This is a genomic window from Methylobacterium sp. J-077 (assembly GCF_022829365.1).
GTDB lineage: Bacteria > Pseudomonadota > Alphaproteobacteria > Rhizobiales > Beijerinckiaceae > Methylobacterium.
On sequence record NZ_JAKSYJ010000258.1, the window covers coordinates 63,972 to 76,709 of the forward strand.

Below are 12,738 nucleotides of genomic sequence, written 5' to 3' on the forward strand. Positions count from 1 at the left end.
CCTTGCAGGCGGTCGAAAGGGCGAACAAGGTGCACCAATCCAGCTTGCTATCTCACGCGAACCGAAGCTCCGCCTCCGCCACATACGGTCCGCCGCCGGTCGACTCTCTGGCCGAGAACAGCGTCACCCGGTCTGCGGTGAAAACCAGCGGCGCGAAGGCCGGCCCTTGCGAGAGGTACATCGCCACTGCCTCCGGGCTGGCCTCGCGCTTCAGGCGGGCCAGGGTGACGTGCGGGGTGAACTTTCTGCGCTCCGGCTCGACGCCCGCCCGGCGCACCAGCCGCTCCTGCTCGGCCTGGAGATCGATCAGCTCCGGGCTCGGCACCACCGAGGCGTAGAGCGCCCGGGGCCGGTCGCCGCCGAAGATGCCGAGCCCGTCGAGGGTCACCGCGAGGGCAGGGCGCACCCGCATCTCGGCCATCGCCTCCAGCACGTCCTCGGCCACGGGAATCGCGATATCGCCGAGGAAGCGGAGGGTGACGTGATAGTCGCCGGGCTCGATCCAGCGCGCGCCCGGCAGGCCGCCCCGGAAGATCCGCAGCGCCTCCGCGACCTCGGGCGGCACCGCGAGCCCGGTGAACAGGCGCGGCACTACCGCGACGCCCCCTGCCGGAGGCCATCCAAAAAAATCTCGACCGTGGGGAGGATCCGGGCCGCGATGGTCTCAACGCCCTGCCGGTTCGGGTGCAGCCCGTCGTCGAGGTGCTGGGCCCGGTCGCCGACGATCCCGTCGAGGAAGAACGGGTAGAGGATCAGGTCATAGCGCTTGGCGAGATTCGGGAAGATCGCGTCGAACCGCGCCTTGTAGTCCGGGCCGAGATTGGGCGCGGCCTGCATGCCGGCCAGCAGCACCGGGATCCCCCGGGCCTTGAGCCGCTCGATGATCGCCGCGAGCGCGCCCTCGGTGACCTTCGGGTCGGTGCCCCGCAGCATGTCGTTGGCGCCGAGTTCGAGGATCACCCCGGCGGTCCCGTCCGGTACCGACCAGTCGACCCGATCGAGGCCGCCCGTGGCGGTGTCGCCGGAGACGCCGGCATTGGCCACCGTCACGTCCGCGCCCCTGGCCTTGAGCAGGCGCTCCAGCACGGTCGGAAAGGCGGCATCAGAAGGCAGGCGGTAGCCGGCCGTGAGGCTGTCGCCGAGGGCGACCAGCTTGATCGGCCCGCCGGGCGCCGCCTGCGTCGCTGTCATGAAAGGGACCACCAGACCCGCTAGCGCTGCGACAAACAGGGCCGCCCGTCGGGCCCGGCGAACGGCGTCATGGCGCGGCCCCAATGCCCCCCCCATATCGCGGTGCACTAAAGGCCCGTGCAGCCAAGTTCGCAGCCAAGACAGGACCTCGCGCGCCATGCTCGTCATCGCCCACAGATCGTCCGCCCCGTGAGCCACGACAAGGTGCTGCGCGAGCCGGCGATCGCGTTGTCGTCCATCGATCTCAGCCTCGGCCGCGGCGCCGCGCGGGTGCACGTCCTGCGCGGCATCTCGCTCGGCGTCGATCGCGGCGAAGCGGTGGGGCTGGTCGGCCCCTCGGGCTCGGGCAAGTCGACCCTGCTGATGGTGATGGCCGGGCTGGAGCGGCCGGATTCCGGCGGCGTCGTGATCGAGGACACCGACCTCGCCCGCCTCGACGAGGACGCGCTCGCCCGGTTCCGGGGCCGGCGGATCGGCATCGTGTTCCAGGCCTTCCACCTCGTTCCCACCATGACGGCTCTCGAGAACGTCGCGCTGCCGCTGGAACTCGCCGACCGGCCCGGCGCCCTGGAGCGGGCCCGCGCCGAGCTGGAGGCGGTCGGCCTCGGCCATCGGCTGCACCATTACCCGGCCCAGCTCTCGGGCGGCGAGCAGCAGCGCGTCGCCATCGCCCGGGCGGTCGCCCCCGATCCGGCGATCCTGGTGGCCGACGAGCCCACCGGCAATCTCGACGAGGCCACCGGCCGCCAGATCGTCGACCTCCTGTTCCGGCTGAAGCGCGACCGCGGCGCCACCCTGGTGCTGGTCACCCACGACAACGGCCTCGCCCGCCTGTGCGACCGCACCGTGCGCCTGCGCTCGGGCCGGATCGAGGAGGCGGTGAACGCCTGATGCACGGCACGGTCACCCGCCCCGAACCTGCGCCTCGCCGCATCCCGCTCACCCTGCACCTGGCGGTGCGCGAATTGCGCGCCGGCCTGTCCGGCTTCGGGGTATTCCTCGCCTGCATCGCCCTCGGCGTCGCGGCGATCGCCGGGGTGGCGTCGATCTCGCGCTCGCTGTCCGACGGTCTCGGCCGGGAAGGGCGGCGGATCCTCGGGGGCGACCTCGCCTACAACCTGATCAACCGCGAGGCGACCGACGCGGAGCGGCAGGCCCTGTCGCGCGAGGGCCGGATCGACGCCGTGGCCTCCCTGCGCGCCATGGCGGTGGCGGGCAGCGGCGACGCCGCGCTCGTCGAGTTGAAGGCCGTCGATCCCGCGACCTACCCCGCGGCCGGCGAACTCGTCACCGAACCGCCGGGCCGGCTCGCCGACCTCCTGGCCGAGCGGGACGGGGTTCCGGGCGCGCTGGCGGATCCGGCCCTGCTCACCCGCCTCGACGTCAAGGTCGGCGACCGGATCGCGCTCGCCGGGCACCCGGTGGCGATCCGAGGCACGCTCACGTCCGAGCCCGACAAGATCGCCGGCGGCATCGGCTTCGGCCCGCGGCTGATGATCTCGGAACCGACGCTCCGGGCCACCGGCCTGGTCCAGCCGGGCAGCCTCAATCGCTGGAGCTACCGCATCGTCCTGCCCAAGGATGCCGCCCGGGACTCGGATCTCGACGCCGCGCAAGCCCGGATCCGCGCCGCGACCCCGGAGGCCGGCTGGGAGATCAGGTCGCGCGGCAACGCCGACCCGCGCTTTGCCAAGAGCATCGAGCGCTTCACCCAGTTCCTGACCCTGGTGGGGCTAACCGCGCTGATCGTCGGCGGCGTCGGCGTCGGCAACGCCGTCCACGCCTTCGTCGAGCGTAAGCGGCCCTCGATCGCGACGCTCAAGAGCGTCGGCGCCCCGGGCTCGCAGGTGGTGGCCCTCTATCTGACCCAGGTGATGCTGATCGCCGGGATCGGCACGCTGATCGGGCTGGCGATCGGCGCCAGCCTGCCGTTCCTCCTGGACGCGCTGTTCGCCACCGACCTGCCGCTGCCGCTGAACCCGACCTTGGCGCCGGGCGAGCTGGCGCTGGCCGCCGCCTACGGGCTGCTCACCGCCTTCGCGTTCGCGATCACGCCGCTGGGCCGCGCCCACGACGTGCCGGTCTCCGGGCTGTTCCGCGATACGGTCGACCCGGCCCGGGTCAGCCCGCGCTGGCGCTACCGGATCTGGCTCGCCCTCAGCCTCGCCGCCCTGGTCGGACTGTCGGTCGGGACGGCGTTCGACCGGCGGGTAGCGCTGATCTTCATCGCCGCCGCGGCCATCGCGTTCGCGCTGCTGCATGGGGTGGCGCTGGGCCTGATGGCGCTCACCCGCCGCTTGCCGCATCCGCGCTGGCCGGCGCCCCGGATGGCGCTGGCGAACCTCCACAGGCCGGGGGCGTTGACGCCTGCCATCGTGCTGTCCCTGGGCCTCGGGGTGACGCTGCTGGTCACCCTCAGCCTGATCGATGCCAATGTCCGCCGGACGATCAGCGCGACCCTGCCGGCCAAGGCACCGAATCTGTTCTTCCTCGACATCCCGGCCCGAGACGCGGCCGCGTTCCGGACGTTCCTGGCGCGCTCGGCCCCCGACGGGAAAATCGAGGACGTGCCGATGATGCGCGGCCGGATCGTCGCCCTGAACGGCGTGCCGGCCAGCAAGATCCGGCCCCCGGAGGACGCCGCCTGGGTCCTCGACGGCGACCGGGGCATCACCTACGCCGATACGGTGCCGGAGGGCTCGACCCTCACCGACGGCGCGTGGTGGAGCACCGAGCAGGGGTCCAAGCCCCTGGTCTCGTTCGAGGCCGAGCTCGCCCGCCAGCTTGGGATAAAGGTCGGCGACAGCGTCACCGTGAACGTGCTCGGACGGGACCTCACGGCGACGATCTTCAACCTGCGCCGGGTCGAGTGGCGCAACCTCGGCATCAACTTCGTGATGGTGTTCTCGCCCGGCACCTTCCGCGGCGCGCCTCATTCGGACCTCGCGACCCTGTCGCTCCCGGGCGGCACCGATGCCGGCGCCGAGAACCGGATCCTGCGCGACGTGGCGAAAACGTTTCCGTCGGTGAGCGCCGTGCGGGTCAAGGACGCGCTCGACGCGATCGGCGACCTCGTCGGCCGGCTGGTCCTGGCGATCCGGGGGGCGAGCGCGGTGGCTGTGCTGGCAAGCCTGTTCGTGCTGGCCGGCGCCATCGCGGCCGGCCACCGGGCGCGCCTCTACGACGCCGTCGTGCTCAAGGTGCTGGGCGCCAGCCGGGCCCGGCTGCTCTCGGCCTACGCCATCGAGTACGCGGCCCTCGGGCTCGCCACCGCCCTGTTCGGCCTCGCCGCCGGCAGCCTCGCCGGCTGGGTGATCGTCGCGAAGGTCATGCATCTCGACTTCCGCCTCGACCTGTCCGGCGCGCTGGTCGCCGCATTGGCCGCGGTGGCGCTGGCGATCCTGATCGGGCTGGCCGGCACGTGGCGCATCCTCGGCCAGAAGCCGGCGCCGTATCTGCGGCAGATCTAGCGTCCGGTCTTCCCGCCCCCACTTTCGGTCGCGGCGGATGGTTAAGACTTGGCTCCCGAGACATCGAACGGACGCGATCCGGGCAACCGTCAGTCGAACAATGGGCCGAGAGCGTGGGAATCCCTTTTAATCCCTGACTTCATGGACAAAAATACATCGTCCAGGACCGGAAAAGCGCCTCCGCAACCGTGGCCGGGGACTTGTGCCGGCGGCGGCGGCGCAACATATTCCTGCCCGAGGCGCCAGCCTGGCGCCAGAGGTCCTGCGTGGGCCTCGCCTGAAACACCACGCTGAGAGAGCCTCCGCAAGGAAACTCCCATGGCATTCGAGAACTCTCCTTTCCGGTACGGCGCCCAGCAGCCGTCCGGGTACGCCGGCACCAGGGTCGATGTCGATCAGGGCCTGCGCACCTTCATGCTCGGCGTGTACAACAACATGGTCGTCGGGCTCGGCCTCTCCGGCCTCGTCGCCCTCGGCCTGAACATGGCGTCGGTCGCGGCCTACCAGGGCTCGCGCCCGGTCCTGACTCCCTTCGGTCAGGTCCTCTACACCAGCCCGCTCAAGTGGGTCCTGATGCTCGCCCCGCTCGCGTTCATCTTCGTCTTCTCGATGCGGATGGACCGGATGTCGGCCTCGTCGGCCCGGACGATGTTCTGGGCCTTCGCGGCGGTGATGGGCGCCTCGATGTCCTCGCTCCTCCTGGTCTTCACCGGGGCGAGCGTGGTGCGGGTGTTCTTCATCACGGCGGCGGCGTTCGGTTCGCTGAGCCTGTATGGTTACACGACCAAGCGCAGCCTGTCGGGCATGGGCTCGTTCCTGATGATGGGCCTGATCGGCATCATCCTGGCCTCGCTGGTGAACATCTTCTTCGCGTCGTCGGCCCTGCAGTTCGCCATCTCGGTGCTCGGCGTGCTGATCTTCGCGGGGCTGACCGCCTACGACACCCAGAAGCTCAAGGAGATGTATCTCTCCAGCAGCTTCGACGGTGAGACGGCGGCCAAGATGTCGGTGAACGGCGCCCTGACCCTGTACCTCGACTTCATCAACATGTTCCAGTTCCTGCTGAGCTTGGTCGGCGACCGCCGCTGAGCCCTGTACGAGAACCAGGATCCCGGAGCCCCGGCGGGAAACCGCCGGGGTTTCTTTTTGTCTGTACCGGCGGCCTCCACCCGCTATCGTCGAGCGATGCGCGAAACGATCACCGGCCTGTCCGCTTTCCCGATCACTCCCAGCGACGCCGAGGGCCGCGTCGATGCCGAGGGGTTGCGTCGGCTGCTCGCGCGCCTCGTGGCAGCGGAGGTCGATTCGATTGGCCTGCTCGGCAGCACCGGGACCTACGCCTACCTGTCCCGGGCGGAGCGACGCCGCGCCGTGACCATCGCCGCCGAGGCCGTAGGCGGCCGGATGCCGATCCTCGTCGGGATCGGGGCGCTGCGCACCGACGAGGCGATCCGGCTGGCCCAAGACGCCCGGGCGGCCGGGGCCGATGCCGGCCTGCTGGCGCTGGTCTCCTACACGCCGCTCACGGACGAGGAGGTGTTCCGGCATTTCGAGGCTGTGGCCGGCGCGGGCGGGCTGCCGCTGGTGGTCTACGACAATCCCGGGACCACGCATTTCCGCTTCTCGCCGGCCCTGATCGGACGGATCGCGCGCCTGCCCGGCGTGGTGGCCGCCAAATGCCCCGCCCCGGAGCCTGAGGCCGCCGTTGCCGGGGTTACGGCTCTCAGGGACGCCGTCCCGGCGGGTTTTCCCGTGGGATTCAGCGGCGACTGGAACGTGACCGAGGCCCTGATTGCCGGCGGCGCAGCTTGGTTCAGCGTAGCGGGAGGCCTGTTCCCGAAAACCTGCCTGGCGATCACCCGCGCCGTCCAAATAGGCGACACCGCGCAAGCCCGGGCGCGGAACGCGGAGCTTGCACCGCTCTGGGCGCTGTTCCAAGCGCATTCGAGCCTGCGCGTCGTCTACGCGCTGGCCGAACATCTCGAGCTTTGCCGGGCCGAGCCGCCACGGCCGATCCTGCCGCTGACGCCGGAGATCCGGGACGAGGTCGTCGCCACCGTCCGGACCTTGAACCTGGCCTGAGAGGCTCAGACCGCCCGGGGCGGCGGCTCCAGCACGGCCAGCACCCGGGCCAGCTCGGTCCCGCGCTTCATCACCAATCCGCCTGCCGCGATCACCGCATAGGCGCCCTGGCGGCGGGCGAGCTTCGGGTCTTTCTCGATCCGATAGAGCGGCATCTCGGAGGCGCGGCGGTAGATCGAGAACACCGCCTTGTCCCGGCGGAAATCCATGGCGTAGTCGCGCCACTCGCCCGCGGCGACCTGCCGGCCGTAGAGGTTGAAGATCGTGCGCAGCTCGTCCCGGTTGAAGGCGATCTGCGGAGGAGCCGCGCGGGCGGGGAAGGGAATGACATGGCCTGCCGCATCGTCGGGCCTCGACTCCGCGCTCGTCCGCTCCGTCATCGTCGCTCCGTGATGCCTTGCTTTGCCGGATGATGGCCCTCGCCGCCGCCCCCCGCAAGGGTAACCTCGGCGAGGCCCCGTGTCGCGCGAGACACATCCTAGTGGCAAAAAACATGGTTCCGCCCGATTTGCGCCTTTTGCGAGCCGCGTTGCGTCGGTACCACAGCCACTGAACCTCGCCGGGTCCTGCCCGGCCGGCGGCCGTTACCCAACTCCCCAGACTTCGGTCGCCGGTCGGGATCCCAGAATTCGGCACTCTGAGGTTTCGAGACCCAAGGACTTCAGGCCGCCCCTCCGGGCGGCCTTTTTTGTCTCCCGTTGACCGCGAGATACGGGTATGGCGAACCACATCATGGGTCCGCCCGCCTTCAACGACGCTTTCATCCAGACCCTCGACACGCTGTTCGCGTGGCGCCGCGACGTGCGCCGCTTCCGGCCGGACGCGGTCGACCCGGATCATCTGCGTGCCTGCCTGGCTGCGGCCCACAGGGCGCCGTCGGTGGGCAACAGCCGGCCCTGGCGATTCGTGCGCGTCTCCGACCCGGCCCGGCGCGCCGCCATCGCGAACGATTTCTCCCGCTGCAACGCAGCCGCCGCGGAGGGCTACGATCCGGCCCGCGCCGCCCGCTACCGAGCACTCAAGCTCGCCGGGCTGAACGAGGCGCCGGAGCATCTGGCCGTCTTCTGCGACGACGCCACCCAGACCGGGCTCGGGCTCGGCCGGGCCAGCATGCCGGAGACCCTGGCCTATTCGGTGGTCGGGGCCGTGCAGTGCTTCTGGCTGGCCGCCCGGGCACGCGGGCTCGGCGTCGGCTGGGTCTCGATCCTGGAGCCGGCGCGCGTCACCGGGATCCTGGCAGTGCCCGAGACCTGGCGGCTCGTGGCCTATCTCTGCGTCGGCCACCCGGTCGAGGAGCATCTCGATCCGGAGCTGGAGCGCCACGGCTGGCAGGCCGAGGATCCGCGCGGAACCGTATTGTTCGAACGCTGAGCGGTCGATCCGCCGGGTTTACGCTACTCCTTTACCCTCCCCAAGACTTCCCGGGATGAGCGGCCCGTCAACCATAGCTTTTCCTGGAACGACAAGCGCGGCCATGGATTACTGGCCCGCATACGCTCACGCTTGTCGAGGATGTCCAGGATGTCGGGTCGGTTGGCTTTATTCGGAATGGCCGGCGCGATGCTGGCGGGTTGCCTGGGGACGGCCCAAGCCCGGGAGGTGGTGCCGTTCCAGAACGGCGTGGCGCCCGGCTCGGTGGTGATCAGCGTGTCCCAGCGCAAGCTCTACCTGGTGAACGGCGACGGCACCGCGATCCGTTACCCCGTGGCGGTAGGCAAGCCCGGCAAGCAATGGTTCGGCACCGCCGCGATCGACGGAAAATACGTCGCCCCGGCCTGGTCGCCGCCGGCCGAGGTCAAGCGCGACAATCCTCGGTTGCCGAACCTCATCGCCGGCGGCTCGCCGAGCAACCCGATGGGTGCCGCCGCCATGACGCTGGCCGGCGGCGAATACGCGATCCACGGCACCAACCGCCCGAACTCGGTCGGTACCTGGGCGTCCTATGGCTGCATCCGGATGTACAACCAGGATGTGGTCGATCTCTACGCCCGGGTCGATGTCGGCGCGCAGGTCTACATGACGCGGTGAGGATAGCGCGTGGGGGTGATCAGACTACTCACAGCCGAAAACCCTTCGCCTTGTCGTACAGGACGAGACGGTCCTGTACGACATCGTGCGCCAACGCATTGATGTCGAGACGGCTGGTCTCGAAGACGCTGCTGCGCATCGGGACCGCTTGGATCGACGCGCCGAGATCGCGGACGGCCGCCCACAGGGAGGTGGGTGTGTAGCGGCCCGCCGGAATGTCGTCGTCCAGGAGGACGCACAGATCCCAATCACTGGCGTCGTCGTGATCCCCCCGGGCGCGGCTGCCGAACAGGATCACACGCTCGACCGGCGCGACGGCACACAGACGCTCGACGGCCGCACCCAGCGGCGGCACGAGCCTGTCCCTGGCAAACGCATCGCTCATGCCGCGGACTGTACAGCACGCCGGCGACGCTCGCATGCTTGCGTCACCGGGTGGGTCAGCCGTGACGCGCAGGGATCCGCTGCGATAAGTCCTACTTTGCCGGCGGCGCGGTCGCTTCCACGGCGGTGAAGGTCTCGAGGATCCGGTAGGTGTGCTCGGCGCCGGCCGGCACGCAGTAGGAATCGCCCGCCGCGAGCGCCACGGTCTCGCCGCCGACCACCAGCTCCGCCCGGCCGCTGATCACGTAGCCCACGGTCTCGTGCGGGGAGGACGTCATCGGCTTGTCGGCGTTCGGCTCCTCGGCCCGCCACATCCGCATGCCGAGCCGCTCGCCCCGGGCCAGGGGGATCTCGCCGTGCGGTCCCGCGGCCGCGCCGTGGGCCGATACCTTCGTCGCCATTCGAGTCTCCTGTCGGTGAACCAGCCCAACGGCGCCCGGCTCGCGACGTTCCGCGCCCGGTGTCGCGGCCTCGTCTTGACGCCTCCGGCCATGCGGCAACAGGATCGCGCACCGGTCCAAAGGCGCCCGACAGAGGCGTGGATCGGCGCGACGCCCCAGATCCGTCCAGGTCTCGCGCGTCGGCGAACGGATCGGAGGAACGCGCCATGCAGATCAAGGCGGCGATCGACAGGATTCCCGGTGGCCTGATGCTGGTCCCGCTCCTGCTCGGAGCCCTGTGCAAGACGTTCGCACCCGGGGCGCCGGCCTATTTCAAGGGTTTTACGCAAGGCATCATGACCGGAGTGATCCCGATCCTGGCGGTCTGGTTCTTCTGCATGGGCGCATCGGTCAGCCTGCGGGCGACTGGCACGGTCCTGCGCAAGTCCGGCACCCTCGTGCTGACCAAGCTGCTGTCGGCCTGGGCGATCGTGCTGGTCGCGTCGCTGGTCATCCCGCCCGAGGGCATCCAGACCGGCTTCTTCGCGGGCCTGTCGATCCTGGCGATCGTCTGCGCGATGGATATGAGCAATGGCGGCCTCTACGCCTCGCTGATGCAGACCTACGGAAGCCGAGAGGAGGCCGGCGCCTTCATCCTGACCTCGATCGAGTCCGGCCCGCTGATGAGCATGATCATCCTCGGCGCCTCCGGGGCGGCACATTTCGAGCCGCAGATCTTCGTCGGCGCGGTGCTGCCGTTCCTGGTCGGCTTCCTGCTCGGCAATCTCGACCCGAAGTTGCGTGCCCTGTTCGCCCCGGGCGGCCAACTGATGATCCCGTTCTTCGCCTTCGCGCTCGGCAACACGGTCGACCTCAACAACCTGCTCTCGCCGCTGGCGGGGCTCGGGATCGTCCTGGCGCTGGCGGTCATCGTGCTCACCGGAATCCCGCTGATCCTGGCCGACAAGGCCATCGGGGGCGGCACCGGGACTGCGGGGCTCGCGGCCTCGTCCACCGCCGGCGCCGCCGCCGCCAACCCCCTGGCGATCGCGGCCGTGGCGCCGCAATTCGCCCCCGCGGCGCAGACCGCCACGGTGCTGGTGACGATCTGCATCATCGTCACGTCGATCGTGGTGCCGATCCTGACCGGCCTCTGGTACCGGCGGTTCGGAGCGGGCGCGGCCGAGGCGCGACCCGAGCCGCCGTCGGTGCTCTACGGCGGCGCCGCCGCCGAGTAGGCGCCCGGCGGGGCTCAGAAGTCGACCGCGAGTCCCTTCACCTCCCAATCCTGGTAGCGCACCGGCTCGAGACCGCCGCGACCCAGATGCTCCGGGGCAGCGCGGATCGAGTCCGCGCGGGCGTCGATCGCAGCCCGGCGCTCGGCCGCCTCGGCCAGCGCGCGCTCCGCGGCGGGGCTGAGTTTGCGCGGGGCGGCGCCACCATCGGCCGCATCCTGTCCGTTCGGGTCTTGCATCGCGGTCGCTCGGGTGTGAGGGCGTGAGTCTGAGGACAATCGGGTTCAGGAGCAGAAGTGGCATCGCGGGACACAGGCCGCAACACGCGGGTCGAGACATCGACGGGCACGCCCGACACCGCGGGTCTCGGCGCCCGGCGGGCCGCCCTGCAGGCGGTGGCCGAGATCATCGGCCAGGAGCGCCCCCCCGCCCTGGAGGAGTCGCTGGCGCTGGCCCTCCGGGCGGAGAACCTGAGCCCGTCTGACGCCGCCCTGGCCCGAGCGATCGCGGTGGCGACCTTCCGGCGCTACGGTCTGATCCGCGCTGCCCTGGCCGCCCGGCTGGAGCGCGGCCTGCCGGTCGAGAAGCCGCGGCTCACGGCGCTGCTCGCCACCGCCACCGCCCAGATCCTCGATCTCGCGGTCCCGGATCACGCGGCGGTCGATTGCGCGGTGCGGCTCGCCAAGGCGGACAACCGGACGACCCATCTCGCCGGGCTGGTCAACGCGGTGCTGCGCCGGGTCGCCCGGGAGCGCGACGCGATCCTGGCCGAATCCGCCGACGCCCTCGCGATCAACACGCCGGCCTGGCTGGCCAGCCGCTGGACCGCCGCCTACGGGCCGGAGCGGGCGGCGGCCATCGCGCGCGCTCATCTCGCCGGCGCAGCGATCGACCTGACCCCGCGCGGGGACGCGGCCGCCTGGGTCGAGCCGCTCGGCGCGGTGCGGCTGCCGACCGGCTCCCTGCGGCTGCCGGAGAACGGCCCGGCGATCCCCGATCTGCCGGGCTTCCAAGAGGGCGCCTGGTGGGTGCAGGACGCCGCCGCGGCGATCCCGGCCCGCCTGCTCGCCGCGCAACCGGGCACCCGCGTGCTCGATCTCTGCGCCGCTCCCGGCGGCAAGACCATGCAGCTCGCCGCCACCGGCGCCCAGGTCACGGCGGTCGACCGCTCGGCGCCGCGGCTGGAGCGGCTGCGCGAGAACGTCGCCCGGCTCGGTCTCGACGTCACGATCGCGGTGGCCGACGCCCTGGCCTTGGAATCACAGGAGCACGATGCAGTGCTGCTCGACGCGCCGTGCTCCGCCACTGGCACGATCCGGCGCCATCCGGACGTGGCCTGGACCAAGTCGGAAGCCGATATCGCCCGGCTTGCGACGCTCCAGACAAAACTCCTCGACCACGCGGCCGGGCTGGTCCGCCTCGGCGGCCGGCTGGTCTACTGCACCTGCTCGCTGGAGCCCGAAGAAGGCGAGGCGCAGATTGCGGCCTTCCTGACCCGCGACGCCCGCTACCGGCGCGTACCGGTCCAGCCGGACGAGGTCGGGGGGGCCTCCGAGATGATCGATGGCAACGGCGATCTGCGCACCCTGCCGTGCCATCTGCCTGAGATCCCAGGCGCCCGGGGCGGCCTCGACGGATTCTTTGCGAGTCGGCTCGAACGGGTGGGGTGAGACGGGGTCCCTTATTGCTGAGCGCGCAAACGGATTGTTGACGGGCTCCGCGGCCTCCGCCGTCATTGCGAGCGCAACGAAGCAACTTAGGATTGCGTTTGCTTTCCGAATGTAGCGGATCCCTGAGTCGCTTCGCTTCGCTCGCGAAGACGGAGCACGCAAATCCTGCGTCTCTTCCCTTGACAATGTTCCTATTTTGTGCTCATTAGCCGTCACCTGTCCTTCGGTGCTTCGGGAGCGATCCCGGGGCGCTCCTCGGGGGTCCGTTCGGTGGCTGACCGGCGGGCTCGGAGGACGG

The 12,738-nt window shown here is 70.6% G+C and carries 14 protein-coding genes; 8 read left to right on the forward strand and 6 right to left on the reverse strand.

The window, feature by feature from the left end; translation table 11 throughout:
• Window positions 1-52: 52 nt before the first annotated feature.
• Both thpR and MKL11_RS32905 read right to left on the reverse strand, forming a co-directional pair.
• The gene (thpR, locus tag MKL11_RS32900; protein WP_243951596.1) at window positions 53-592 is read right to left on the reverse strand and encodes an RNA 2',3'-cyclic phosphodiesterase; all 540 of its coding nucleotides are present in this window, start codon (window positions 590-592) and stop codon (window positions 53-55) included.
• Window positions 592-1,191 carry an arylesterase gene (locus MKL11_RS32905; RefSeq protein WP_243951598.1) on the reverse strand — a complete coding sequence of 200 codons (600 nt, stop codon included), beginning with the start codon at window positions 1,189-1,191 and terminating at the stop codon, window positions 592-594. Before MKL11_RS32905 ends, thpR begins: the two co-directional genes overlap by 1 nt.
• A 189-nt stretch (window positions 1,192-1,380) precedes the next feature.
• Here MKL11_RS32905 and MKL11_RS32910 point away from each other — a divergent pair, with 189 nt between their 5' ends.
• The 4 genes from MKL11_RS32910 (at window position 1,381) to MKL11_RS32925 (ending at window position 6,743) form a co-directional block, all read left to right on the forward strand.
• The gene (locus tag MKL11_RS32910; protein ID WP_409565952.1) at window positions 1,381-2,082 is read left to right on the forward strand and encodes an ABC transporter ATP-binding protein; all 702 of its coding nucleotides are present in this window, start codon (window positions 1,381-1,383) and stop codon (window positions 2,080-2,082) included.
• Entirely contained in the window at window positions 2,082-4,661 is a 2,580-nt protein-coding gene (locus MKL11_RS32915) for an ABC transporter permease (protein ID WP_243951600.1), read from the forward strand. Before MKL11_RS32910 ends, MKL11_RS32915 begins: the two co-directional genes overlap by 1 nt.
• Before the next feature lie 318 nt (window positions 4,662-4,979).
• Window positions 4,980-5,750 (forward strand): Bax inhibitor-1/YccA family protein, encoded by a 771-nt coding sequence (locus tag MKL11_RS32920; RefSeq protein ID WP_243951602.1) that lies wholly within the window; start codon window positions 4,980-4,982, stop codon window positions 5,748-5,750.
• A gap of 96 nt (window positions 5,751-5,846) precedes the next feature.
• A complete protein-coding gene (locus MKL11_RS32925) occupies window positions 5,847-6,743 on the forward strand; it encodes a dihydrodipicolinate synthase family protein (protein WP_243951605.1) in 897 nt (298 codons plus the stop codon).
• Between the two features lie 5 nt (window positions 6,744-6,748).
• On the opposite strand, the gene MKL11_RS32930 is transcribed toward MKL11_RS32925, so the two are convergent.
• Complete coding sequence (locus MKL11_RS32930; RefSeq protein WP_243951607.1) at window positions 6,749-7,123, reverse strand: DUF2794 domain-containing protein; 375 nt, start codon at window positions 7,121-7,123, stop codon at window positions 6,749-6,751.
• 337 nt (window positions 7,124-7,460) lie between these two features.
• Between MKL11_RS32930 and bluB the strand changes: the two genes are divergently transcribed.
• Both bluB and MKL11_RS32940 read left to right on the forward strand, forming a co-directional pair.
• Window positions 7,461-8,114 carry a 5,6-dimethylbenzimidazole synthase gene (gene bluB / locus MKL11_RS32935; protein WP_243951610.1) on the forward strand — a complete coding sequence of 218 codons (654 nt, stop codon included), beginning with the start codon at window positions 7,461-7,463 and terminating at the stop codon, window positions 8,112-8,114.
• Window positions 8,115-8,264: 150 nt separating this feature from the next.
• On the forward strand, window positions 8,265-8,771 hold the full coding sequence (locus tag MKL11_RS32940; protein WP_243951612.1) for a L,D-transpeptidase: 507 nt from the start codon (window positions 8,265-8,267) through the stop codon (window positions 8,769-8,771).
• Between the two features lie 28 nt (window positions 8,772-8,799).
• On the opposite strand, the gene MKL11_RS32945 is transcribed toward MKL11_RS32940, so the two are convergent.
• Window positions 8,800-9,126 carry a nucleotidyltransferase domain-containing protein gene (locus MKL11_RS32945; RefSeq protein WP_243951614.1) on the reverse strand — a complete coding sequence of 109 codons (327 nt, stop codon included), beginning with the start codon at window positions 9,124-9,126 and terminating at the stop codon, window positions 8,800-8,802.
• 121 nt (window positions 9,127-9,247) lie between these two features.
• Entirely contained in the window at window positions 9,248-9,556 is a 309-nt protein-coding gene (locus MKL11_RS32950; protein ID WP_243951617.1) for a cupin domain-containing protein, read from the reverse strand.
• A 206-nt stretch (window positions 9,557-9,762) separates the two neighbouring features.
• On the opposite strand from MKL11_RS32950, the gene MKL11_RS32955 reads away from it, so the two are divergent.
• Complete coding sequence (locus MKL11_RS32955) at window positions 9,763-10,773, forward strand: 2-keto-3-deoxygluconate permease (RefSeq protein WP_243951619.1); 1,011 nt, start codon at window positions 9,763-9,765, stop codon at window positions 10,771-10,773.
• Between the two features lie 14 nt (window positions 10,774-10,787).
• Here MKL11_RS32955 and MKL11_RS32960 read toward each other — a convergent pair whose 3' ends face one another.
• The gene (locus MKL11_RS32960; protein WP_243951621.1) at window positions 10,788-11,009 is read right to left on the reverse strand and encodes a DUF1674 domain-containing protein; all 222 of its coding nucleotides are present in this window, start codon (window positions 11,007-11,009) and stop codon (window positions 10,788-10,790) included.
• 57 nt (window positions 11,010-11,066) lie between these two features.
• On the opposite strand from MKL11_RS32960, the gene MKL11_RS32965 reads away from it, so the two are divergent.
• Window positions 11,067-12,440: an RsmB/NOP family class I SAM-dependent RNA methyltransferase gene (locus tag MKL11_RS32965; RefSeq protein WP_243951623.1), complete on the forward strand. Its 1,374-nt coding sequence runs from the start codon at window positions 11,067-11,069 to the stop codon at window positions 12,438-12,440.
• The last annotated feature ends 298 nt before the right edge of the window (window positions 12,441-12,738 follow it).